Below are 21,447 nucleotides of genomic sequence, written 5' to 3'. Positions count from 1 at the left end.
GAACTCACCCACCGTGCACGACATCAACACGTTCGACGCCATCGAGATCGGCCTCGCCTCCTCGAAGCAGATCCGGTCCTGGTCCTCGGGAGAGGTCCTCAAGCCGGAGACCATCAACTACCGCACGCTCCGCCCCGAGCGCGACGGGCTCTTCTGCGAGCGCATCTTCGGTCCGACCAAGGACTGGGAGTGCTACTGCGGCAAGTACAAGCGGGTCCGCTACAAGGGCATCATCTGCGAGAAGTGCGGCGTCGAGGTCACGCGCTCGAAGGTCCGCCGCGAGCGCATGGGGCACATCGACCTCGCCGCGCCGGTCTCGCACATCTGGTTCTTCAAGGGCGTGCCGAGCCGCATCGGCTACCTGCTCGACATGGCTCCCAAGGAGCTCGAGAAGATCCTGTACTTCGCCGCGTCCATCGTGACGTGGGTCGACCAGGAGGCCCGCTGGCGCGACCTCCCCGACCTCGAGGCGCAGGTCCAGGACGACCTCGACCAGTCGACCTCGATGGAGAAGGACGAGCTCTCCGGCCTGGAGAACTCGCTGGAGGTCCGCACGCAGTACCTCGCCGACGGGTCGCAGGACGGCTTCTCGGACGACGACTACCTGTGGGCCGAGTCGCTCGACATCACCGTCGCGAAGCTCACCGACGACGAGCGCAAGAAGCTGCTCGCCGACAACAAGAAGCAGCTGACGGCCGAGATCGACGATCTCCGCTCGCACTACGAGGAGTCCCGCGCCCGCCTGCGCGAGGTCTGGAAGCTCTTCGCGAACAAGCTCGAGCCGAGCGAGGACCCGCCGAACGACGGCGAGGAGTGGCCGCTCTCCGCCTTCACGGACAAGGCGATCGAGAAGGACGACCTCGTCCCGCAGACGGTCATCGCCGACGAGACGTTCTTCCGCGAGCTGAAGATGCGCTTCGGCTCCGTCTACGGCTACGGCGAGTACTTCGGCGGCGGCATGGGCGCCGAGTACATCCGTGAGCTCATGCTCATCAAGCCGGAGTACGACCGCGAGGCCCCGCGCCGCGACGTCGACTCCGAGCGCCTGGCCGGCGTCGAGCTGGACATCCGTGACCAGCCCGGCTTCTGCCTGAAGCACGAGCGCGAGGACCTCGAGGACCTCGTCAAGAACGGCAAGGGCCAGAAGCAGCAGCGCGCCGTCAAGCGCCTGAAGGTCCTCTCGGCGTTCTACGACCCCGAGAACGCGCCGTACTACGCGCAGGTCAACAAGCCCGAGATGATGATCCTGGACGCGGTCCCGGTCATCCCGCCGGACCTCCGTCCGATGGTGCAGCTCGACGGCGGCCGTTTCGCGACGTCCGACCTCAACGACCTGTACCGCCGCGTCATCAACCGCAACAACCGCCTCAAGCGGCTCCTCGACCTCGGCGCGCCCGAGATCATCGTGAACAACGAGAAGCGCATGCTTCAGGAGTCCGTCGACGCGCTCTTCGACAACGGCCGTCGTGGTCGCCCGGTCACGGGCCCCGGCAACCGCCCGCTGAAGTCGCTGTCCGACATGCTCAAGGGCAAGCAGGGCCGGTTCCGCCAGAACCTGCTCGGCAAGCGCGTCGACTACTCCGGCCGCTCGGTCATCGTGTCGGGTCCGTCGCTGCGGCTGCACCAGTGCGGTCTGCCGAAGCTGATGGCGCTCGAGCTGTTCAAGCCGTTCATCATGGCCCAGCTCGTCGAGCGCAAGGACGCGCAGAACATCAAGGCCGCCAAGCGCCTCGTCGACGAGTCGCGCGAGGAGGTCTGGGACGTCCTGGAGCAGGTCATCCAGGAGCACCCGGTGCTGCTCAACCGCGCGCCGACGCTCCACCGCCTCGGCATCCAGGCGTTCGAGCCGGTCCTCATCGAGGGCAAGGCCATCCGCGTCCACCCGCTCGTCTGCGCCGCGTTCAACGCGGACTTCGACGGCGACCAGATGGCCGTGCACGTCCCGCTGTCCGCCGAGGCCCAGGCCGAGGCGCGACTGCTGATGCTGTCGTCCAACAACATCCTGTCGCCGTCCAACGGGCAGCCGCTCGCGACGCCGTCGCAGGACATGGTCATCGGCGGCTACTACGTCACCCTGGGCGACGAGCCCGAGGTCCTGGCGAAGAAGCACACGTCGCTGTACGACGGCACGTGGCCCGAGGACGAGCGCAAGCCGCGCGTCTTCCGGACCGCGAACGAGGCCACGCTCGCCGACCAGCACGGCGGGGCGAAGCTCCACGACCTCGTGGAGTTCCGCGCCGAGGGCCGTGCGCCGGTGCTCACCACGCTCGGCCGCGTCATCTACAACGACCGCATCGAGCGGGCGCTGATCGAGACGCTCGGCGAGGAGTACGACCCGTCGTCGTACGTCTTCATCAACCAGTCGATGCGGAAGAAGGACACCTCCCGCTTCATCGACCAGCTGGTGCAGATCTACGGCCCGTCCACGATCGCGACCGTCCTGGACGCCTTCAAGGACCTCGGGTTCGAGTTCGCGACCCGCGCCGGCGTGACGATCTCGAAGAACGACGTCGTCATCCCGCCGAACAAGGGCGAGATCCTCAAGAAGTACGAGGACATCGTCGCCGGGATCGAGGAGCAGTACGAGGACGGCCTCATCACGGAGTACGAGCGCCACGAGCTGATCGTCGGCAAGTGGAACGAGGCGACGGAAGAGGTCGCCGACGCCATGGAGAAGAACTTCCCGGCGCGGAACCCCATCTACATGATGGCCAACTCCGGTGCCCGTGGTTCCCTGAAGCAGATCCGCCAGCTGGCCGGCATGCGCGGCCTGATGTCGAACCCGAAGGGCGAGATCATCGAGCGGCCGATCAAGGCCAACTTCATGGAGGGCCTCGATGTCCTCGAGTACTTCATCTCCACCCACGGCGCGCGCAAGGGCCTGGCCGACACCGCCCTGCGTACCGCCGACTCGGGGTACCTGACGCGTCGTCTGGTCGACGTGTCGCAGGACGTGATCATCCGTGAGCACGACTGCGGCACCGAGGGCTGGATCGACATGCCGGTCTACAACGAGGTCCAGGAGCTCAACCCGAACCTCGCCGGTCGCGTGACGGCCCAGGACGTCCTCATCGGCGGCGACGTCCTGATCCCGAAGGGCGAGGAGATCGACAACGTCCGCGTCCTGCGGATCACGGAGATGGGCCCGGCGGAGGAGCGTCCGACGGTCGCCGTCCGGTCGGTCCACAAGTGCGAGGCCCTCACCGGCATCTGCCAGGCGTGCTACGGCCGCTCGATGGCCTCCGGCCAGCTGGCGGAGATCGGTGACGCGGTCGGCATCGTCGCGGCGCAGTCGATCGGCGAGCCCGGCACCCAGCTGACCATGCGCACGTTCCACACCGGCGGCGTCGCCGGCGCGGACATCACGCACGGTCTGCCGCGTGTCGTCGAGCTGTTCGAGGCCCGCAAGCCGAAGGGCCTGGCGAAGATCGCCGAGCACGACGGCACGGTCGCCGTCGAGTCGACGGACAAGGCGCTCACCGTCGTCGTCACCGACGCGGCGGGCGACGAGCACCGCTACACGTTCCCGCGCCGCACGCGCCTGTTCGTGGAGGACGGCCAGAAGGTCAAGGCCGGCGAGCAGCTCAACGAGGGCTCGCTGTACCCGCACGAGCTCCTCGAGCTGCAGGGCCGGACCGCGACCGAGCAGTACCTGGTCAAGGAGGTGCAGTCGGTCTACAAGTCGCAGGGCGTGGACATCAACGACAAGCACATCGAGCTGATCGCCCGTCAGATGCTCAAGCGCGTGCGCGTCGAGCAGAAGGGCGACTCGGACTTCCTCCCCGGCCAGTTCGTCGACCGGAACGAGTTCTTCCGCGTCAACGAGCAGATCGAGGCGGACGGCGGCGAGAAGGCGACGTACGAGGAGGTCATCCTCGGCATCACCAAGGCGTCGCTGAACACGGACTCGTTCCTGTCGGCGGCCTCCTTCCAGGAGACCACGAAGGTCCTGACCGACGCGGCGCTGGAGGGCAAGCGGGACGACCTGCTGGGCCTGAAGGAGAACGTCATCATCGGCAAGCTGATCCCGGCGGCGACCGGCCTGCGGCACTACCGCCGGATCGAGATCGAGCCGACGGACCCGCTCCCGCACGGCGGCGACGTCGCCCTGCTGGACGGTGACGAGCTCCTGGGCGACATGGGCCTCGACGGCGGTCAGCCGTACGGCGACGACCTGTCGCAGGACCTGCGCGACCTCGAGCAGCTCGGCGGCAGCCAGGGCGACCTCGCGGACGAGCTCATCGAGCTCGACGTGCCCGGCCCGGACGACCGCGCCTGAGCCCGCGGGCCGGCGTCCGTCGGCCCGCCCGTCGCACCGCGACACCGACGCCCCGGCCCTCGGCCGGGGCGTCGTCGTTCGGGGACCGCCCGCGACTGTGACTCAACGGGTGATCGAGTGGGACGACCGGCCCATGGAACCGGACGATCGTCACGTGTCATGGGCGATCTGCCACGGTGGCGAACCGACTCACCGACATCTCCGACGAACCGGGTCGCATCCTTAGGTGAGGTCGCTACGGTGAAGCCACGAACCCGCCGATACGTGGGACAGGGCCCGCCCGGGCCCGGCTCCCCGGATCACCCGTTCTGCATCGATGCTCCAACTCGGAATCGTCCTCGCCCTCCTCAGCGCGCTCGCCGCCAACCTGGGGTTCCTCTACAAGCACCGCGGTGCCAACGAGGCCCCGGCCGTCGATGCCCGGCATCCCATCAAGACGGGCCTCGCCCTCTGGAAGTCGCGCTGGTTCGCGGCGGGCATGCTCGTCGGCGCGGTCGGGTGGGCGTTCCACACCGCGGCCATCGCCGTCGCGCCGATGTCGGTGGTCCAGGTCGTCCTCGCCGGCGGCATCGTGCTCGTGGCGGTGCTCGCCGACCGCGTCTTCGGGATGACGGTCGGCAGACGGCAGTGGATGGGGCTGATCCTCACCGGCATCGGCCTCGCGATGCTCGTCGTGGCGATGCCGGGCGTGGACTCCGCCAACAGCAACTTCCGGGTCCTCGGGCTCGCGCTCTTCGAGGGCGTCCTCCTGACCGTCGGCGCGCTGATGATCCTGGGCGGCCAGCACGAGCGCGGCGCCCACCTGCGCGGGCCGCTGATGGGCGCGGCGGCCGGCCTCCTCTTCGGCGTCTGCAACGTCGCCGTGAAGGCCACCACGGGCGTCATGGGCGCCGGCGGCAGCATCATCACCCCGTGGATCTTCGTCGCGATCGTCGCGTCGGTCCTCGCGTACTACATCTCCGCGCGCTCGCTGCAGGAGGGCGGGGCCGTCGAGGTCATCGCGATCACCGCGACCGGCGCCAACGTCGTCGGCATCCTGGGCGGCTTCGTCGTCTTCGGGGACCCCATCGCCACCGACACGATCGGGATCGTCGTCCAGTCGGTCGCGTTCCTGATGGTCATCCTCGCGGCCGCGCTGCTGCCGGCACCCCGGGCGGCCTCGTCCGGTGGCGGGCCGGTCGGCGCCGCCGCCTGAGCCCGGCCCGGGCGCGGAGCCGGTCGACGCGGCCCCCGGGCCTCCCGCACGCCGGCGCCCCTCGACGGAGCGGCCCGGTCGCTCCGGGGCCTCAGCCCCGCGAGGTGCCGGTGAGGATCGTGTCGGCGACCTTCTCCGGGTCGTCCCAGAGCGGGACGTGCCCGCAGCCGGCGAGCGGCACGAGCTGGGCGAAGGACAGCCGCTGGACCGCACGACGACCCTGACGGGGGAGGAGGAGCGCATCGCGCTGCCCCCAGGCGACCGTCACGGGCGCGACGGTGCCGCCGCCCTGGATCTCCTGGCCCATCGCCGCCCGGAGGACCGGCAGCGTCCCCGGGCTGTGCGCCATGCTCCGCACCAGGCCGGCGGCGTCCTCCGCGGGCACCGCCCACGGCTTGGCGAACATCTGCGCGCCGAGGGCCGCGCGGAGCGTCGCCTGCGGCGCGAGGCGGTCGACCTGCCCCGCGATCGCGCGGCTCGCGGCGTGCGTGGCCCGGAGGCTCGCCTTCGCGAACGCCATCTCGGGCAGCGTCGCGAACCCGATCGGGGAGATCGCGACCGCCGACGACACGCTGCCGGCGCGCGCGAGCTCGATCGCGATCCCGCCGCCGAGGGAGATCCCGGCCACCGCCGGGCGCTCCAGCCCGAGCTCGGCGATCGTGCCGGCGACGGCGTCGGTCAGCCGGGCCAGCGTGGGTGAACCGGCCAGGGGACGGCTCTCGCCGAAGCCGGGCAGGTCGATCGCGACGACCGTGCGGCCCTCGAGGAGGGGGAGGAGCGGCTGCCAGACGTTCCGGTGCCCACCGAGGAAGTGCAGGAGGACGAGCGGCGGACCGTCGCCGACGCGGTCATGGGCCAACATGGCCCGAGCCTATAGGCCGTAGACGGTGCTCCGGGATCGACCCTGTGACGGTGCCGCCGGAGCGGTATGGTGCGGCGGACGGGCACGCGCACGACCGGGCGGCCCACGGGGCGTCGCGACGCCCGACGGACCGGGACTCGTTTCCCGACGGGCGTTGCTACTCTCCCTCGTCGCATGCCCACGACCAGTCAGCTCGTCCGCAAGGGGCGCAAGCCCAAGGCGAAGAAGCTCTCCACTCCCGGCCTCAAGTCCGGACCGGGGCGCAAGAAGAAGGTCGCCGCGCCCCAGCGCCGCGGCGTCTGCACTCGCGTCTACACGACGACCCCGAAGAAGCCGAACTCGGCGCTCCGCAAGGTCGCCCGTGTCCGTATCTCCTCGGGCATCGAGGTCACGGCGTACATCCCGGGTGAGGGTCACAACCTGCAGGAGCACTCCGTCGTGCTGGTCCGTGGTGGCCGCGTGAAGGATCTCCCGGGCGTGCGGTACAAGGTCGTGCGGGGTTCGCACGACGCCGCCGGCGTCAACGACCGCAAGCAGTCGCGCTCGCGGTACGGCGTCAAGAAGGGGAAGAAGTAACCCATGGCACGCCGTTCCAGTGCTGTGACCCGCACGCTCGAGCCGGACGCCGTCCATCGCTCGCGGCTGGTCCACCAGGTCGTCAACAAGGTCATGCTCGACGGCAAGAAGTCGACCGCCGAGGGCATCGTCTACGACGCCCTCGCGATCCTCGCCGAGAAGACCGGCGGTGACCCCGTCGAGCAGCTCGAGGAGTCCATCAAGGCCCTCACCCCGCAGCTCGAGGTCCGCTCCCGCCGCGTCGGTGGCGCCACCTACCAGGTGCCGGTCGAGGTTCCCGCCCGTCGCTCCCGCACGCTCGCCATCCGCTGGCTCGTCGAGGCGGCGCGCAGCCGCCGCGAGCGCTCGATGGCCTCGCGTCTCGCGAACGAGCTGATCGAGGCCCAGAAGCAGCAGGGCGGCGCGTACAAGAAGAAGGACGACATCTTCCGCATGGCGCAGGCCAACAAGGCCTTCGCCCACTACCGCTGGTAGTCGGTCACGCGCGAGGCGCACGCACGCGCTTCGCATCTCGGCCCCGATGGGTTCGGCAGGACTGGCGTCCAGCTCTCACCTCACCGGAGCCGACCTGCTCGACGTGCGCACACCTCGCACGCAACCGACGGGGTCGGACGAGCAACCTGAAGGGCGCCGCGAGGCGCCTTTCGTCGTTCTCGGGGGGCCGGCGGCGGGGTCTCCCGCACCACGGTGCCCGGCTCGCGGAACCCACGCTCCACGCGGGCGAAACGCCCGTCGTCGATGCGCGCCGGAGGCGGGTTCCGTTCCTCGGAGGACGCTGCTATAGTCCTCCGTCGCTGCCCGTCTGGAGCCCGCGCGTCGAGCGCTGGCGATCGGTGGCACCCCCGGTCCCGCATCGTTGGGATCGTGCAGTTCCTCCGCAGGCCTGACGGCTGTGGGACCCCGGTCCCCCCGCCGACGAGCCTTCAGCGCGGAGACCTCGGTCCTTGCCTCCCCAAAGTCGTCTGCGTACCTCGGAAGCTCTTTCATGTCGCGTAAGTACTCCCTAGAGAAGACCCGGAACATCGGGATCATGGCGCACGTCGACGCCGGTAAGACCACGACGACGGAGCGCATCCTCTTCTACACCGGTCGCACGTACAAGATCGGCGAGGTCCACGACGGCTCGGCCACGATGGACTGGATGGAGCAGGAGCAGGAGCGTGGCATCACGATCACCTCCGCCGCCACCACCGCCGAGTGGGACAAGCACCGCATCAACATCATCGACACGCCGGGCCACGTCGACTTCACGGTCGAGGTCCAGCGGTCCCTGCGCGTGCTCGACGGCTCCGTCGCCGTGTTCGACTCGGTCGCCGGCGTCGAGCCCCAGTCCGAGACGGTCTGGCGCCAGGCCAACGACTACGGCGTGCCGCGCATCGCCTACGTCAACAAGATGGACCGCACCGGCGCGGACTACGACATGTCCGTCCGGACGATGATCGACCGCCTCGGCGCCAACGCCGTGCCGATCCAGCTGCCGATCGGTGCCGAGGGCGACTTCGCCGGCATCATCGACCTGGTCGAGATGAAGGCGACGTTCTACCGCGACGACATCGGGCGCGACGTCGACGTCGTCGACATCCCCGAGGAGTATGCCGACGCCGCGGCCGCCGCCCGCGAGAAGCTGCTCGACGCCGTCGCCGACTTCGACGAGGAGCTCATGGAGCTCGTCCTCGAGGGCGAGGAGGTCCCGGTCCCGCGTCTGAAGACCGCGATCCGCGCCGCGACCCTCGCGCTGTCGATCAACCCGGTCCTCTGCGGCTCGTCCTTCAAGAACAAGGGCGTCCAGCCCCTGCTCGACGCCGTCGTCGACTACCTGCCTTCGCCGCTCGACGTGCCCGCCATCAAGGGCGTCGTCACGGCGAAGGACGGCGAGGAGCACGAGGAGGAGCGTCCGTCGGACGACTCCGCCCCGTTCGCGGCCCTGGCCTTCAAGATCGCCACCGACCCCTACGTCGGCAAGCTCGTCTTCTTCCGCGTCTACTCGGGCATCCTCGAGGCCGGCTCGAAGGTGCTCAACACGAACACCGGCAAGACCGACCGCGTCGGCCGCATCCTGATGATGCACGCCAACGACCGCGAGGACGTCGAGAAGGTCTACTCCGGCGACATCGCCGCGGCCGTCGGCATCAAGCAGGTCTACACCGGCGACACGATCTGCGATCCGAACCACGCGATCGTCCTCGAGGCGATGGACTTCCCCGAGCCGGTCATCAAGGTGGCTGTCGAGCCGAAGACCAAGGCCGACCAGGAGAAGATGGGCGTCGCCCTCCAGCGCCTGGCCGAGGAGGACCCGACCTTCCAGGTCGAGACCAACGAGGAGACCGGCCAGACCGAGATCTCCGGCATGGGCGAGCTTCACCTCGAGATCCTCGTCGACCGCATGCGTCGCGAGTTCAACGTGGAGGCCAACGTCGGTACGCCGCAGGTCTCCTACCGCGAGACCGTGAAGTCGCTGGTCGAGAAGGTCGAGGGCAAGTTCGTCCGTCAGACCGGTGGTTCCGGCCAGTTCGGCGTCGTCGTGATCTCCATGGAGCCGGCGCCCGGCGAGGGCTTCGTCTTCGAGAACAAGATCAAGGGCGGATCGATCCCGGTCGATTACCACAACGCCGTCGAGAAGGGCCTGCGCGAGGGCATGGACAGCGGGCCGAAGGCCGGCTACCCCATGGTCGACGTGAAGGTCACGGTCACGGACGGCAAGTACCACGAGGTCGACTCCTCGGAGGTCGCGTTCAAGATCGCCGCGAACATGGCGTTCACCGAGGCGTCCCGCCGTGCGAAGCCGATCCTGCTCGAGCCGATCTTCAAGATCGAGGTCGTCACGCCCGAGGAGTTCATGGGCGACGTCATCGGTGACCTCAACCGCCGACGTGGGCGGATCGAGGGCATGGAGCCGCGCGGCAACGCGCAGATCGTCACGGCGTACTGCCCGCTGAGCGAGATGTTCGGGTATTCGACGGACCTCCGCTCGGCCACCCAGGGCCGCGCGACGTACACGATGCAGTTCGAGCGCTACGACGAGGTGCCGTCGCACGTCGCCGAAGAGATCGTCGCGACGCGGACCGGCAAGTAGTCCCACCGCACCGCATGAACACCCCGGCTCTGGCTACCCTTCACGGGTTCGCCCAGAGCCGGAGCCGGCGAACGTCGGCACCGACCCCATCGAAGAACAAGACTTAGGAGCGCCCAGTGGCGAAGGAGAAGTTCGAGCGCGGTAAGCCCCACGTCAACGTGGGCACCATCGGTCACATCGACCATGGCAAGACGACGCTGACGGCGGCGATCACCACCGTGCTGGCCAAGGCCGGCGGCGGCGATGCCCGGTCGTTCGCGGAGATCGACAACGCTCCGGAGGAGAAGGAGCGCGGCATCACGATCTCCACCTCGCACGTCGAGTACGAGACCGCGAACCGGCACTACGCGCACGTCGACTGCCCCGGGCACGCCGACTACGTGAAGAACATGATCACGGGTGCCGCCCAGATGGACGGCGCGATCCTGGTCGTGTCCGCCGCCGACGGCCCGATGCCGCAGACGCGTGAGCACATCCTGCTCGCGAAGCAGGTCGGCGTGCCGTACATCGTCGTGTTCCTCAACAAGGCCGACATGGTCGACGACGAGGAGCTCCTCGAGCTCGTCGAGGTCGAGGTCCGCGACCTGCTCAACGAGTACGACTTCCCGGGCGACGACATCCCGTTCGTCACGGGTTCGGCGCTGAAGGCGCTCGAGGGCGACGCCGAGTACGAGGGCAAGATCCTCGAGCTCGCCGAGCAGCTCGACACCTACATCCCGGAGCCCGTCCGCGTCCTGGACAAGCCGTTCCTGATGCCGGTCGAGGACGTCTTCTCGATCACGGGTCGCGGCACGGTGGCCACGGGCCGCATCGAGCAGGGCATCATCACCATCGGTGACGAGGTCGAGATCGTGGGCATCCGCGAGAAGACCAAGACCACGGTCACCGGCGTCGAGATGTTCAAGAAGCAGCTCGACCGCGGCGAGGCCGGCGACAACGCCGGTCTGCTCCTCCGCGGCACGAAGCGCGAGGACATCGAGCGCGGGCAGGTCCTCTGCAAGCCGGGCTCGATCACGCCGCACACGAAGTTCAAGGCCGAGGTCTACATCCTCAAGAAGGAGGAGGGTGGCCGTCACACGCCGTTCTTCTCCGGCTACCGCCCGCAGTTCTATTTCCGCACGACGGACGTGACGGGCGTCGCCAACCTGCCCGAGGGCACGGAGATGGTCATGCCGGGCGACAACGTCCAGATGGAGATCGAGCTGATCCAGCCGATCGCCATGGACCAGGGCCTGCGCTTCGCCATCCGCGAGGGTGGCCGCACGGTCGGCTCCGGCGTCGTCGCCGAGGTCATCGCCTAGTACCAGCAGCACCCCGACGGCGTGAGCGGCTCCGGCCGCTCCGCCCTCACGGCCCCGCCCGCGGACACCTGGTCCGCGGGTGCGGTGCCACCCCGCTGGGCCGGCCGTCGTGCGCCTCCCGCACGCGGACGGAGGGGCTCCACAGCCCCGGCAGTACCCAGCCCAGATCTTCCTCCAGTCATCAGACGGAACGGACAGCAGAGAGCCCCGATGGCAGCCGCCACACAAAACAAGATCCGCATCCGCCTCAAGGCCTACGACACGTCGGCCATCGAGTCGGCGGCCAAGGAGATCGTCGAGACCGCGCAGCGCACCGGCGCGAGCGTCTCCGGTCCCGTGCCGCTCCCGACGGAGAAGAACGTCTACTGCGTGATCCGGTCCCCGTTCAAGGACAAGGATTCGCGCGAGCACTTCGAGATCCGTACGCACAAGCGCCTGATCGACATCCACCAGCCGACCCCGAAGACGGTCGATTCGCTCCAGCGTCTCGACCACCTCCCCGCGGGCGTCGACATCGAGATCCGACTGGCGGGGTGACCCAGATGGCCGCGATTCTCGCCAAGAAGCTGGGCATGACCCAGCTGTTCCTGGAGGACGGCACCGTCGAGCGCGTCACCGTGCTCGAGGCCGGCCCGTGCCCCGTCACGGGTCGCCGGACCGCCGAGCGCGACGGCTACGACGCCGTCCAGCTCGCCTTCGGCGCCACGAAGGAGAAGCACCTCAGCAAGCCCGAGCTCGGGCACCTGAAGAAGGCCGGCGTCGGTCCCCACCGTCACCTGGTCGAGTTCCGCGACGTCGACATCGACGTCGAGGTCGGCCAGAACGTCACGGTGGAGGCCTTCGAGGCGGGTCAGAAGATCCGCGTCGCCGGCACCTCGAAGGGCAAGGGCTTCCAGGGCACGGTCAAGCGCCACGGCTTCGCCCGTGGTCCCGTGACCCACGGCTCGCACAACACCCGCGCCCCGGGCTCGATCGGCGCCGCCGCATGGCCGGCCCGCGTGTTCAAGGGCATCCGCGGTCCCGGCCACATGGGCGCGGAGCGCGTGACGCAGCGCGGCCTAACGGTCGTGCGCGTCGACACCGACGACAACCTGCTGATCGTCCGCGGCTCCGTCCCGGGCGCGAAGAACGGCCTCGTGGAGGTCCGGACCGATGGCTGATGCACCGATCCTCGGCGGCGGCACCCTGCAGCTCGACGATGCCGTCTTCGGCGTCGAGTTCAACGGGCCGCTCGTCCACCAGAACGTCCGTCACGAGCTGAACGCGCGCCGTCAGGGCACGTCGTCCTCGAAGACGCGCGGCCAGGTCTCCGGCGGCGGCGCCAAGCCGTGGCGCCAGAAGGGCACGGGCCGTGCCCGCGCCGGCTCCTCGCGCTCGCCGATCTGGACGGGCGGCGGCACGGTCTTCGGACCGCAGCCGCGCCACTTCACGTTCAAGGTGAACCGCAAGGAGAAGCGCGCCGCGCTCCGCAGCGCGCTGTCGCTGCAGGCGCTCCGCGGCTCCGTCGCCGGCCTCGACGCCGGTGCCGGCTTCGACACGCCCTCCACCAAGGGCGCCGCGAAGACCCTGGCCGGCTGGAACATCGACGGCCTCGACAAGGGCCGCACCCTGCTCGTCCTCGCCGCCGGCGAGGACAACGTCGGCCTGTCGTTCCGCAACCTGCCGAAGGTGACGGTCCTCTCGGCCGACGCCGTCGGCGTCGCGGACGTCGTCGGCGCCCGCCGGCTCCTGCTGACCGCGGGTGCCGTGGGTGAGCTCGTCGAGCGCGCTAGCGGCGACGGCAGCACCGCCACGACCACCGCAACGGAGGCCTGACATGGACGCGACCCAGGTCATCATCCGTCCCGTCGTCAGTGAGAAGAGCTACGTGCTCGCCACCGTCGGCAAGTACACGTTCCGGGTCCACCCGGACGCCCACAAGACGCAGATCCGCGCGGCCGTCGAGGAGCTCTTCGACGTCAACGTGCTCGAGGTCCGCACGTCGACCGTCAAGAGCAAGCCGAAGCGCCGTGGGACCACCTCCGGCCGGACGCGCTCCTGGAAGAAGGCCATCGTCCAGGTCGGGGAGGGGCAGGAGATCCCGATCTTCGCCTCCCTCCAGGGGATCGAGGAGTAACCCATGGCCATTCGCAAGCCCAAGCCCACGACCCCCGGTCAGCGGTTCGCGACGTACGCGGACTTCGCCGAGATCACGAAGACCACGCCCGAGCGCTCGCTCGTCGAGGGTCTGACGAAGTCCGGTGGTCGCAACAACAACGGTCGCAAGACGTCCCGCCACCGCGGCGGCGGCGCCAAGCGCCTGTACCGGAAGATCGACTTCAAGCGCACGCGCGACGGCATCCCCGCCCGCGTCGCCGCGATCGAGTACGACCCGAACCGCACCGCGTACATCGCGCTCCTCCACTACGTGGACGGCGTGAAGTCGTACATCCTGGCCCCGCGTGGCCTGACGGTCGGCACGATGGTCCAGTCCGGCCCCGGCTCCGACATCAAGACGGGCAACGCGCTCGCCCTGAAGGACATCCCGGCCGGCACGGTGATCCACAACGTGGAGCTCCAGCCGAACAAGGGCGGCCAGCTCGGCCGCTCCGCCGGCACGGTCATCCAGCTGATGGCGAAGGACCAGGGCATGGCGACCCTGCGCCTGCCGTCCGGCGAGATGCGCCTGGTCATGGACGCCTGCCGCGCCACGATCGGTTCGGTCGGCAACGCCGAGCACCAGAACATCTCCGTCGGCAACGCCGGGCGCAAGCGCCACATGGGCGTCCGCCCGCAGACGCGTGGTACGGCCATGAACCCGGTCGATCACCCGCACGGCGGCGGCGAGGGGTCGACGACCCCGGGCCGTCACCCGGTCACCCCGTGGGGCGTTCCCACGCTGGGGTACCGCACCCGTAAGAAGAACAAGCCCTCGGACCGCTACATCGTGCGCGCGCGCCGTCGTGGCAAGGGCAAGAGGAAGTAGCCGTGAGTCGCTCGAGCAAGAAGGGGCCGTGGGTCGAGGAGCGTCTGATGACGCGCATCGAGTCCATGAACGCCTCCAACGACAAGAAGCTGATCAAGACCTGGTCGCGGGCTTCGACGATCTTCCCGGAGTTCGTCGGTCACACGATCGCCGTGCACGACGGCCGGAAGCACGTTCCGGTCTTCGTCTCGGAGTCGATGGTCGGTCACAAGCTGGGCGAGTTCGCGCCCACGCGGACCTACCGCGGTCACGGCGACACCGCCAAGAGGCGCTGAGCAGATGGCTGACGAGACCCCCCAGAACGACACCACCGACGAGCCGCAGGCCCAGGTGACGCCCGAGACCCCCGAGGTCGAGGAGACGACGCCGAAGGCTGAGGAAGCTGCCACCGAGACGTCCGAGGACGTCACGGCGGAGGCTGCGGACGTCGACGCCGACGAGGCCGAGGACGACGCGTCCGAGGACCACGGCCACTCGCACGACGAGGGCGACCACGAGCACAGCCACGCTGCGCCGGTCACCCAGGTCCGCGGCGGCGCCCGTGCCGACGCCCGCCGGGCGCGGCGCAGCCAGCCCGCCGGCGAGGCCCCCGTGGTCCGTGCCGTCGCGAAGTACGTGCGCACGACGCCCCGCAAGGCGCGCCTGATCGCGGACCTCGTCCGCGGCAAGGACGTCGAGACGGCCCGCGCGATCCTGCAGCACAGCACCCGCTCGGCGGCGCAGGACTGGAGCAAGGTGCTCGAGTCCGCGATCGCGAACGCGGAGAACAACCACGATCTCATCGGTGACGACCTCGTCATCAAGAGCATCACCGCCGACGACGGCCCCACGCTCAAGCGGTTCCAGCCGCGTGCCCAGGGTCGTGCGTACCGGATCAACAAGCGCACCAGTCACCTGACCGTGTCGCTCACGCCGAAGGAGCAAGGCTGATGGGACAGAAGGTCCATCCCGAGTCGATGCGCGTGGGGTACATCCACGACTGGAAGTCCCACTGGTTCAGCGCGCAGAACACCGCCGATTTCCTCCACGAGGACCGGCAGATCCGTGATCACATCGAGGGCAAGCTGGCGCACGCCGGGCTCTCCGACATCGCGATCCGGAAGAACAAGAACGAGGTCGAGGTGTCCATCCGGACCGCTCGTCCCGGCGTCGTCATCGGCAAGTCCGGTGTCGAGGTCGATGCGCTGCGGAAGGACCTGCACCGCATCACCAAGAAGCAGGTCAAGGTCAACATCCTCGAGGTCCGCCGGCCGGAGCTCGACGCCAAGCTCGTCGCGCAGTCCGTCGCGGAGCAGCTGCAGAACCGCGTGGCGTTCCGCCGCGCGATGAAGCGCGCCCTCACGAGCGCCATGCGCTCCGGCGCCAAGGGCTGCAAGATCCAGGTCTCCGGCCGCCTCGGCGGACGTGAGATGAGCAACACGGAGTCCTACCAGGACGGCCGTGTGCCGCTGCACACCATGCGTGCGGACATCGACTACGGCTTCTTCGAGGCCAAGACGACGTTCGGTCGCATCGGCGTGAAGGTCTGGGTCAACAAGGGCGAGATCATGCCGGAGGGCTACGGCGGCTCCGACCTGACCGACATCGACGGCCCGAGCACGCAGGACCGCGGCGGTCGCGGTGGCGGACGTGGCGGTCGTGACGGCGGCGGCGGACGCGGCGGCTTCGGCGGCGGCGACCGTGGTGGTCGTGGGGGCCAAGGCGGCGGCGGACGCGGTCCGGGCGGTCCCGGCGGCGCCGGTGGGCGCGGGCGCGGCCCGCAGGGAGGCCGCTGATGCTGTCCCCGAAGCGCACCAAGCACCGCAAGGTCCACCGTGGTCGCAAGCGCGGCCTGTCGCGCGGCCAGAACCACGTGCAGTTCGGTGAGTTCGGCCTGAAGACCCTCGAGGCCGGTTGGATCACCAACCGCCAGATCGAGGCGGCCCGTATCGCCATGAACCGCAAGATGAAGCGTGGCGGCAAGGTCTGGATCAACATCTTCCCGGACAAGTCCGTCACGAAGAAGCCGGCCGAGACCCGCATGGGTTCCGGCAAGGGCTCGCCCGAGGGCTGGGTCGCCGTCGTGAAGCCCGGCCGCGTCATGTTCGAGGTCTCGGGCGTGCCGGAGGAGCTGGCGCGCGAGGCCATCCGCCTGGCGGCCCACAAGTTGCCCGTGCGGACCAAGTTCGTCACGGCGGAGGACGACTGATGCGTACGCAGGAGCTGCGTGACCTCGACGATCAGAAGATCGTCGAGCAGATCACCGCCTTCAGGAAGGAGCTCTTCGGTCTGCGCTTCCAGCAGGCGACCGGCGAGCTCGAGAACACCGCCGCGCTGCGCGCAACGCGCCGCGAGCTGGCCCGGGCGATCACCATCGCCCGCCAGCGCGGCATCGACGTCGAGAACGGCTGAGCCCCATGGCTGACGAGAACGAGAACATCACCGAAGAGCCGACCGACGCCGTCGAGACCGACACGGCCGAGACCGAGGCCGCGCCCGAGGCGCCGGCCGGTCCCGACGCGTCGCTGTCGCCCGTCCAGAAGCGCGCCTGGCACCGCCAGCGCTCGGGGACCACGACGAACGCGTCGAAGTCCATCGAGGAGAAGGCCGAGGAGCGGAAGGCGCTGCGCAAGCAGAAGGCCGCCGCCCGCACGCGTCGCCGCAAGCAGGAGCGGGAGAAGCAGGCCGCGAAGCTCGGCGCCGAGGCCGGCACCGACCGCGGCACGCCGAAGCCCGAGCACGAGCCCGGCCGCAAGCAGGTCCGCCAGGGCGTCGTCGTCTCCGCGAAGGGCGACAAGACGCTCGCCGTGCGGATCGACCACTCCAAGCGGCACCCGAAGTACAAGAAGATCGTGCGTCACACGACGAAGCTGTACGCGCACGACGAGCAGAACGACGCGGGTGAGGGCGACACCGTCCGCATCGAGTCGTCGCGTCCGCTCTCGCGTACGAAGCGCTGGACGCTCGCCGAGATCGTGGAGCGTGCCAAGTGATCCAGAACGAGTCCCGACTCAAGGTCGCCGACAACACCGGCGCCCGCGAGATCCTCACCATCCGCGTGCACGGCGGCTCCCGCCGGCGCTACGCCCGCGTGGGCGACACGATCACGGCGACCGTGAAGGCCGCCACGCCGAACGGCACCGTCAAGAAGGGCGAGGTCGTCAAGGCCGTCGTCGTCCGGACCCGCAAGGAGTTCGGTCGCGAGGACGGCACGTACATCGCCTTCGACGAGAACGCCGCGGTCATCATCGACGCGAACAACAACCCGCGCGGCACGCGCATCTTCGGACCGGTGGCGCGCGAGCTGCGCGACCGCTCGTTCATGAAGATCGTGTCGCTCGCCCCGGAGGTGCTGTAAGCCATGGCGCTTCGCATCCGTCGCGACGACCAGGTCGTCGTCATCAGCGGCAAGGACCGCGGCCGCACCGGCACCGTGATCTCCGTCGACCCGTCGCGTGAGCGCGTCGTGGTCGAGGGCGTGAACATCGTCAAGCGGCACCAGCGTCCGAACCCGTCCGCGCTGCCCGGCACGCCCGCCTCCCAGGGCGGCGTCGTCGAGCAGGAGGGTCCGATCCACGTCTCCAACGTGATGCTCGTGGACCCGAAGACCAACCAGCCCACCCGTGTGGGCGTGACCCGGACCGACGACGGCCGCGCCGTGCGCGTCGCCAAGCGGTCCGGCCAGCAGATCGACTGAGGTAGTCCGCATGAGTGCGACCACGACCGCGCGACTGAAGACGCGCTACCTCGACGAGATCCGTCCCCGCCTCTTCGAGGCCGGCGACTACACCTCCGTGATGCAGGTCCCGCATCTCGAGAAGGTGACCCTGAACATGGGTCTCGGCGAGGCGAAGCAGGACAACAAGCAGTTCGCGGCGGCTGTCGAGCAGCTCGCCGCGATCGCCGGGCAGCAGCCGAACGTGCGCCGCGCCCGCAAGTCGATCGCCGGCTTCAAGCTGCGCGACGGCATGCCGGTCGGTGCGGCGGTCACGCTGCGCGGCGAGCGCATGTACGAGTTCGTCGAGCGCCTCGTCGCGATCGCGCTCCCGCGCGTCCGTGACTTCCGGGGCCTGAAGACGACGAGCTTCGACGGCCGGGGCAACTACTCCCTGGGCGTGCGCGAGCAGATCATCTTCCCCGAGATCGACTACGACGCGATCGACCAGATCCGCGGCCTCGACATCACCATCACGACGTCGGCTCCCACCGACGGCGAGGCGTTCGCCCTGCTCGCCGAGCTCGGCTTCCCGTTCTCCCGTGAGGGGAAGCGCCCCGCCGGCGCTCCCGCTCCCGTCGATCCGTCCACCACCCAGGGGAGCTGACCCATGGCGAAGACCTCTCAGCGCGTCCGCCAGGCGCGCCCCCAGAAGTACCAGACCCGCGAGTACACCCGGTGCCGCAGCTGCGGCCGCTCGCGCTCGGTGTACAAGAAGTTCGGCATCTGCCGCATCTGCCTGCGCGAGCACGCCCACAAGGGCTACATCCCCGGCATGACGAAGAGCAGCTGGTAACGCATGTCGACGACTGATCCCATCGCGGACCTGCTCACGCGGATCCGCAACGCCATCACGGCCGCGCACCGCACGGTGGTCCTGCCCTCGTCGGGCAGCAAGGCCGAGATCGCCCGCATCCTCAAGGAGCAGGGCTACATCTCCGACGTCAGCGTCGCGCCCGCCACGGAGCACCCGGGCGAGCTGCTGACGATCACCCTGAAGTACACGAACGACCGTCGCTCGGCCATCACCGGCCTGCGTCGCGTCTCTCGTCCCGGCCAGCGCCACTACGTCGGCGCAGGCCAGGTCCCGAAGTCGCTCGGCGGCCTCGGTACCATGATCGTTTCGACCTCGAGCGGCATCATGACCGGCCACGACGCCAAGAAGGCCGGCGTCGGTGGCGAGGTCTGGGCCGAGGTGTGGTAATCGCATGAGCCGCATTGGACGCAAGCCGATCCCGGTTCCCACCGGCGTCGACATCACCATCCAGCCCGGGACCGTCACGGTCAAGGGCCCCAAGGGTCAGCTCGCCGAGCAGATCCACCGCGACATCACGGTCACCCAGGAGGGGACCGAGATCGTCGTCACGCGCCCGACCGACCGGGGCCCGCACCGGGCTCTGCACGGTCTGAGCCGCAGCCTGATCGCGAACATGGTCGAGGGCGTCACCTCGGGCTTCAGCAAGACGCTGGAGATCCAGGGCGTCGGCTACCGCGCGTCGCTCAAGGGCTCGACCCTGGACCTGGCGCTCGGCTTCTCGCACCCCGTCTCGGTCGAGGCCCCCGAGGGCATCGAGTTCGAGGTCCCGCAGCCCACCCGCGTGATCGTCAAGGGCACGAACAAGCAGCTCGTCGGCGAGACCGCGGCCAAGATCCGCAAGAAGCGGCCGCCGGAGCCCTACAAGGGCAAGGGCATCCGTTACGAGGGCGAGTACGTCGTCCGGAAGGTCGGTAAGCGCGCATGAGCGTCGTCACCAAGGAAGCGCGCCGGCTCAAGCGCCGGCGCCGCGTGCGAGCGAAGGTCTCCGGCACCGCCGAGCGGCCCCGCGTCGCCGTGTTCCGCAGCAACAAGGGCATCTTCGCGCAGGTCATCGACGATCTGGCCAACGACGGCAGCGGTCACACGCTGGCCTCCGTCAGCTGGACCGAGGACGAGTTCAAGGGCCTCAACAAGGCCGACCAGGCCGTCGCCCTGGGCAAGACGCTCGCCGAGCGCACGAAGGCCGCCGGCATCGACACGGTCGTGTTCGACCGCGGCGGCTACCAGTACCACGGGCGCGTCAAGGCGTTCGCTGAAGCGGTCCGCGAGGGCGGGCTCACCGTCTAGGAGCCACTGAACCCATGACGATCGATCGCACTGTCAGCCCCGTCGGCCTGGATCTCCAGGAGCGGGTCGTGGAAATCAACCGCGTCGCCAAGGTGGTGAAGGGTGGCCGTCGCTTCTCCTTCACCGCTCTGGTCGTCGTCGGCGACGAGAACTCCGTCGTCGGCATCGGCTACGGCAAGGCCAACGAAGTCCCGCTGGCCATCCAGAAGGCCGTGGAGCGCGCGAAGAAGGACCTCTTCCGCGTCCCCAAGCACAACACCACGATCACGCACCCCGTGATCGGGCGCTTCGGCTCCGGCCAGGTGCTCCTGAAGCCGGCCTCGCCCGGTACCGGCGTCATCGCCGGCGGCGGCGTCCGCGCCGTGGTCGAGCTCGCCGGGCTGCAGGACGTCCTGACCAAGAGCCTCGGCTCGCAGAACCCCATCAACCTGGTCAAGGCCACGGTCGAGGGCCTGCAGCAGCTCCGTACGCCCCGCGAGGTCGCGGAGCTCCGTGGCCTGCAGATCAAGGACGTGCTCGGTCTGGTCGACCGGCCGGCCGAGGTCGAGGTCGAGGTCTCCGAGGACGCCCCCGCAGAGGAGGTGACCGCGTGAGCACCATCAAGGCCACGCAGTTCAAGTCGAAGATCGGCAGCAACCAGGCGCAGCGCGACACGCTGCGGACCCTGGGCCTGCGCCGCATCGGTCACACCGTCGAGGTGCAGGACACCCCGCAGGCGCGCGGTGCGCTCCACGCGGTCCGGCACCTCGTCCGCATCGAGGAGGAGTCCGCATGAGCTCCGACAGCACCGAGATCGTCGGGCTGCACAACCTGCAGCCCGCCGAGGGCAGCCGCAAGCCGCGCAAGCGCGTCGGCCGCGGTCACGGCAGCGGCACGGGCAAGACGTCCGGCCGGGGCCACAAGGGCGCGGGCTCGCGTTCCGGCTCTAAGGACCGCACGCGGTTCGAGGGCGGCCAGACGCCGATCCAGACCCGGATGGGCAAGCAGCGCGGCCCGAACAAGAAGACGTCCATGCCGTTCGAGCGCTTCCGCACGGAGACGCAGCCGGTGAACCTGGACGACATCGCCGAGCGGTTCGAGGCCGGCGCCGAGGTCACCCTCGAGGCCCTCAAGGCCAAGGGTCTCGGCCAGCGCAAGGACGTGCCGGTGAAGGTCCTGGCGCGCGGGGAGCAGCTCTCCGTGTCGCTCACGGTCCACGCCCACGGCTTCAGCGCTGCCGCCCGCGAGGCGATCGAGTCCGCCGGCGGCACCGCGGTGGTCGTCGAGGGCTGAGTGGCACCTGCGGGAGGGTCGTCGTGCGCGGCGACCCCCCTGCAAGCCGGTGCCGAGGCGTTTCGCGTCACGGCCCCGTAGGATCCAGCAGCACCCGCGCGGGCCACGAGGCCCGCGCCGTCCGTT

At 69.5% G+C, this 21,447-nt stretch carries 28 protein-coding genes; 27 read left to right on the top strand and 1 reads right to left on the bottom strand.

The window, feature by feature from the left end:
* The first annotated feature begins 13 nt into the window (after positions 1-13).
* Positions 14-4,279 (top strand): DNA-directed RNA polymerase subunit beta', encoded by a 4,266-nt coding sequence (gene rpoC / locus PATMI_RS0125675; protein ID WP_026912985.1) that lies wholly within the window; start codon positions 14-16, stop codon positions 4,277-4,279.
* Positions 4,280-4,595: 316 nt separating this feature from the next.
* On the top strand, positions 4,596-5,474 hold the full coding sequence (locus PATMI_RS0125670; RefSeq protein WP_026912984.1) for a DMT family transporter: 879 nt from the start codon (positions 4,596-4,598) through the stop codon (positions 5,472-5,474).
* Between the two features lie 91 nt (positions 5,475-5,565).
* Here the strand turns inward: PATMI_RS0125670 and PATMI_RS0125665 are convergent, their stop codons facing one another.
* Complete coding sequence (locus tag PATMI_RS0125665) at positions 5,566-6,336, bottom strand: alpha/beta fold hydrolase (protein ID WP_036726425.1); 771 nt, start codon at positions 6,334-6,336, stop codon at positions 5,566-5,568.
* Positions 6,337-6,510: 174 nt separating this feature from the next.
* On the opposite strand from PATMI_RS0125665, the gene rpsL reads away from it, so the two are divergent.
* The 25 genes from rpsL (at position 6,511) to rplO (ending at position 21,321) form a co-directional block, all read left to right on the top strand.
* Positions 6,511-6,912: a 30S ribosomal protein S12 gene (gene rpsL / locus PATMI_RS0125660; RefSeq protein ID WP_026912982.1), complete on the top strand. Its 402-nt coding sequence runs from the start codon at positions 6,511-6,513 to the stop codon at positions 6,910-6,912.
* Positions 6,913-6,915: 3 nt separating this feature from the next.
* Positions 6,916-7,386: a 30S ribosomal protein S7 gene (rpsG, locus tag PATMI_RS0125655; RefSeq protein WP_026912981.1), complete on the top strand. Its 471-nt coding sequence runs from the start codon at positions 6,916-6,918 to the stop codon at positions 7,384-7,386.
* 511 nt (positions 7,387-7,897) lie between these two features.
* The gene (gene fusA / locus PATMI_RS0125650) at positions 7,898-9,985 is read left to right on the top strand and encodes an elongation factor G (protein WP_026912980.1); all 2,088 of its coding nucleotides are present in this window, start codon (positions 7,898-7,900) and stop codon (positions 9,983-9,985) included.
* Between the two features lie 116 nt (positions 9,986-10,101).
* Entirely contained in the window at positions 10,102-11,286 is a 1,185-nt protein-coding gene (gene tuf / locus PATMI_RS0125645) for an elongation factor Tu (protein WP_026912979.1), read from the top strand.
* Positions 11,287-11,496: 210 nt separating this feature from the next.
* Positions 11,497-11,823: a 30S ribosomal protein S10 gene (gene rpsJ / locus PATMI_RS0125640; RefSeq protein WP_026912978.1), complete on the top strand. Its 327-nt coding sequence runs from the start codon at positions 11,497-11,499 to the stop codon at positions 11,821-11,823.
* A 5-nt stretch (positions 11,824-11,828) separates the two neighbouring features.
* Entirely contained in the window at positions 11,829-12,446 is a 618-nt protein-coding gene (gene rplC, locus PATMI_RS0125635) for a 50S ribosomal protein L3 (protein ID WP_026912977.1), read from the top strand.
* A complete protein-coding gene (rplD, locus tag PATMI_RS0125630) occupies positions 12,439-13,101 on the top strand; it encodes a 50S ribosomal protein L4 (RefSeq protein ID WP_026912976.1) in 663 nt (220 codons plus the stop codon). Before rplC ends, rplD begins: the two co-directional genes overlap by 8 nt.
* Before the next feature lies 1 nt (position 13,102).
* Positions 13,103-13,402 carry a 50S ribosomal protein L23 gene (gene rplW, locus PATMI_RS0125625; protein WP_026912975.1) on the top strand — a complete coding sequence of 100 codons (300 nt, stop codon included), beginning with the start codon at positions 13,103-13,105 and terminating at the stop codon, positions 13,400-13,402.
* Positions 13,403-13,405: 3 nt separating this feature from the next.
* Positions 13,406-14,251 (top strand): 50S ribosomal protein L2, encoded by an 846-nt coding sequence (gene rplB, locus PATMI_RS0125620; RefSeq protein ID WP_026912974.1) that lies wholly within the window; start codon positions 13,406-13,408, stop codon positions 14,249-14,251.
* A 2-nt stretch (positions 14,252-14,253) separates the two neighbouring features.
* Positions 14,254-14,526: a 30S ribosomal protein S19 gene (rpsS, locus tag PATMI_RS0125615; protein WP_026912973.1), complete on the top strand. Its 273-nt coding sequence runs from the start codon at positions 14,254-14,256 to the stop codon at positions 14,524-14,526.
* A gap of 316 nt (positions 14,527-14,842) precedes the next feature.
* Complete coding sequence (gene rplV / locus PATMI_RS38465; RefSeq protein ID WP_026912972.1) at positions 14,843-15,181, top strand: 50S ribosomal protein L22; 339 nt, start codon at positions 14,843-14,845, stop codon at positions 15,179-15,181.
* Positions 15,181-16,026, top strand: a complete 846-nt coding sequence (rpsC, locus tag PATMI_RS33350; RefSeq protein ID WP_036726423.1) for a 30S ribosomal protein S3 — start codon at positions 15,181-15,183, stop codon at positions 16,024-16,026. Before rplV ends, rpsC begins: the two co-directional genes overlap by 1 nt.
* Complete coding sequence (rplP, locus tag PATMI_RS0125600) at positions 16,026-16,439, top strand: 50S ribosomal protein L16 (protein WP_026912971.1); 414 nt, start codon at positions 16,026-16,028, stop codon at positions 16,437-16,439. The genes rpsC and rplP overlap by 1 nt, the downstream gene beginning before the upstream one ends.
* Positions 16,439-16,642: a 50S ribosomal protein L29 gene (rpmC, locus tag PATMI_RS0125595; RefSeq protein WP_026912970.1), complete on the top strand. Its 204-nt coding sequence runs from the start codon at positions 16,439-16,441 to the stop codon at positions 16,640-16,642. Before rplP ends, rpmC begins: the two co-directional genes overlap by 1 nt.
* A 5-nt stretch (positions 16,643-16,647) precedes the next feature.
* On the top strand, positions 16,648-17,223 hold the full coding sequence (gene rpsQ, locus PATMI_RS38830; protein ID WP_026912969.1) for a 30S ribosomal protein S17: 576 nt from the start codon (positions 16,648-16,650) through the stop codon (positions 17,221-17,223).
* Complete coding sequence (gene rplN / locus PATMI_RS0125585) at positions 17,220-17,588, top strand: 50S ribosomal protein L14 (RefSeq protein ID WP_022928235.1); 369 nt, start codon at positions 17,220-17,222, stop codon at positions 17,586-17,588. The genes rpsQ and rplN overlap by 4 nt, the downstream gene beginning before the upstream one ends.
* A gap of 3 nt (positions 17,589-17,591) precedes the next feature.
* A complete protein-coding gene (rplX, locus tag PATMI_RS0125580) occupies positions 17,592-17,927 on the top strand; it encodes a 50S ribosomal protein L24 (protein WP_026912968.1) in 336 nt (111 codons plus the stop codon).
* Positions 17,928-17,937: 10 nt separating this feature from the next.
* The gene (rplE, locus tag PATMI_RS0125575) at positions 17,938-18,552 is read left to right on the top strand and encodes a 50S ribosomal protein L5 (RefSeq protein ID WP_026912967.1); all 615 of its coding nucleotides are present in this window, start codon (positions 17,938-17,940) and stop codon (positions 18,550-18,552) included.
* 3 nt (positions 18,553-18,555) lie between these two features.
* Positions 18,556-18,741: a type Z 30S ribosomal protein S14 gene (locus PATMI_RS0125570; protein ID WP_026912966.1), complete on the top strand. Its 186-nt coding sequence runs from the start codon at positions 18,556-18,558 to the stop codon at positions 18,739-18,741.
* Positions 18,742-18,744: 3 nt separating this feature from the next.
* Complete coding sequence (gene rpsH / locus PATMI_RS0125565; RefSeq protein ID WP_026912965.1) at positions 18,745-19,149, top strand: 30S ribosomal protein S8; 405 nt, start codon at positions 18,745-18,747, stop codon at positions 19,147-19,149.
* Between the two features lie 4 nt (positions 19,150-19,153).
* Positions 19,154-19,687 (top strand): 50S ribosomal protein L6, encoded by a 534-nt coding sequence (gene rplF / locus PATMI_RS0125560; RefSeq protein ID WP_026912964.1) that lies wholly within the window; start codon positions 19,154-19,156, stop codon positions 19,685-19,687.
* Positions 19,684-20,049: a 50S ribosomal protein L18 gene (rplR, locus tag PATMI_RS0125555; protein WP_026912963.1), complete on the top strand. Its 366-nt coding sequence runs from the start codon at positions 19,684-19,686 to the stop codon at positions 20,047-20,049. Before rplF ends, rplR begins: the two co-directional genes overlap by 4 nt.
* A gap of 14 nt (positions 20,050-20,063) precedes the next feature.
* Positions 20,064-20,642: a 30S ribosomal protein S5 gene (gene rpsE / locus PATMI_RS33345; protein ID WP_036726419.1), complete on the top strand. Its 579-nt coding sequence runs from the start codon at positions 20,064-20,066 to the stop codon at positions 20,640-20,642.
* A complete protein-coding gene (gene rpmD / locus PATMI_RS0125545) occupies positions 20,639-20,824 on the top strand; it encodes a 50S ribosomal protein L30 (protein ID WP_026912962.1) in 186 nt (61 codons plus the stop codon). Before rpsE ends, rpmD begins: the two co-directional genes overlap by 4 nt.
* Positions 20,821-21,321: a 50S ribosomal protein L15 gene (rplO, locus tag PATMI_RS0125540; RefSeq protein WP_026912961.1), complete on the top strand. Its 501-nt coding sequence runs from the start codon at positions 20,821-20,823 to the stop codon at positions 21,319-21,321. Before rpmD ends, rplO begins: the two co-directional genes overlap by 4 nt.
* Positions 21,322-21,447 lie beyond the last annotated feature (126 nt).

Origin of the sequence: Patulibacter minatonensis DSM 18081 (genome assembly GCF_000519325.1) — a bacterium.
Classification (GTDB): Bacteria; Actinomycetota; Thermoleophilia; order Solirubrobacterales; family Solirubrobacteraceae; genus Patulibacter; species Patulibacter minatonensis.
The sequence above is the reverse complement of the archived record's forward strand: the minus strand, read 5'-3'. Positions and strand labels throughout refer to the sequence as shown.

Coding starts and splice junctions, on each gene's coding strand:
- rpsL (WP_026912982.1), top strand. CDS start 6,511: ATGCCCACGACCAGTCAGCTCGTCCGCAAGGGGCGCAAGCCCAAGGCG.
- rpsH (WP_026912965.1), top strand. CDS start 18,745: ATGTCGACGACTGATCCCATCGCGGACCTGCTCACGCGGATCCGCAAC.
- PATMI_RS0125670 (WP_026912984.1), top strand. CDS start 4,596: ATGCTCCAACTCGGAATCGTCCTCGCCCTCCTCAGCGCGCTCGCCGCC.
- rpsG (WP_026912981.1), top strand. CDS start 6,916: ATGGCACGCCGTTCCAGTGCTGTGACCCGCACGCTCGAGCCGGACGCC.
- rplR (WP_026912963.1), top strand. CDS start 19,684: ATGAGCGTCGTCACCAAGGAAGCGCGCCGGCTCAAGCGCCGGCGCCGC.
- PATMI_RS0125665 (WP_036726425.1), bottom strand. CDS start 6,336: ATGTTGGCCCATGACCGCGTCGGCGACGGTCCGCCGCTCGTCCTCCTG.
- fusA (WP_026912980.1), top strand. CDS start 7,898: ATGTCGCGTAAGTACTCCCTAGAGAAGACCCGGAACATCGGGATCATG.
- rpmC (WP_026912970.1), top strand. CDS start 16,439: ATGCGTACGCAGGAGCTGCGTGACCTCGACGATCAGAAGATCGTCGAG.
- rplE (WP_026912967.1), top strand. CDS start 17,938: ATGAGTGCGACCACGACCGCGCGACTGAAGACGCGCTACCTCGACGAG.
- rplW (WP_026912975.1), top strand. CDS start 13,103: ATGGACGCGACCCAGGTCATCATCCGTCCCGTCGTCAGTGAGAAGAGC.
- rpsQ (WP_026912969.1), top strand. CDS start 16,648: ATGGCTGACGAGAACGAGAACATCACCGAAGAGCCGACCGACGCCGTC.
- rpsE (WP_036726419.1), top strand. CDS start 20,064: ATGACGATCGATCGCACTGTCAGCCCCGTCGGCCTGGATCTCCAGGAG.
- rpsC (WP_036726423.1), top strand. CDS start 15,181: ATGGGACAGAAGGTCCATCCCGAGTCGATGCGCGTGGGGTACATCCAC.
- rplC (WP_026912977.1), top strand. CDS start 11,829: ATGGCCGCGATTCTCGCCAAGAAGCTGGGCATGACCCAGCTGTTCCTG.
- rplD (WP_026912976.1), top strand. CDS start 12,439: ATGGCTGATGCACCGATCCTCGGCGGCGGCACCCTGCAGCTCGACGAT.
- rplF (WP_026912964.1), top strand. CDS start 19,154: ATGAGCCGCATTGGACGCAAGCCGATCCCGGTTCCCACCGGCGTCGAC.
- PATMI_RS0125570 (WP_026912966.1), top strand. CDS start 18,556: ATGGCGAAGACCTCTCAGCGCGTCCGCCAGGCGCGCCCCCAGAAGTAC.
- rplB (WP_026912974.1), top strand. CDS start 13,406: ATGGCCATTCGCAAGCCCAAGCCCACGACCCCCGGTCAGCGGTTCGCG.
- rpsJ (WP_026912978.1), top strand. CDS start 11,497: ATGGCAGCCGCCACACAAAACAAGATCCGCATCCGCCTCAAGGCCTAC.
- rplX (WP_026912968.1), top strand. CDS start 17,592: ATGGCGCTTCGCATCCGTCGCGACGACCAGGTCGTCGTCATCAGCGGC.
- rplP (WP_026912971.1), top strand. CDS start 16,026: ATGCTGTCCCCGAAGCGCACCAAGCACCGCAAGGTCCACCGTGGTCGC.
- rplO (WP_026912961.1), top strand. CDS start 20,821: ATGAGCTCCGACAGCACCGAGATCGTCGGGCTGCACAACCTGCAGCCC.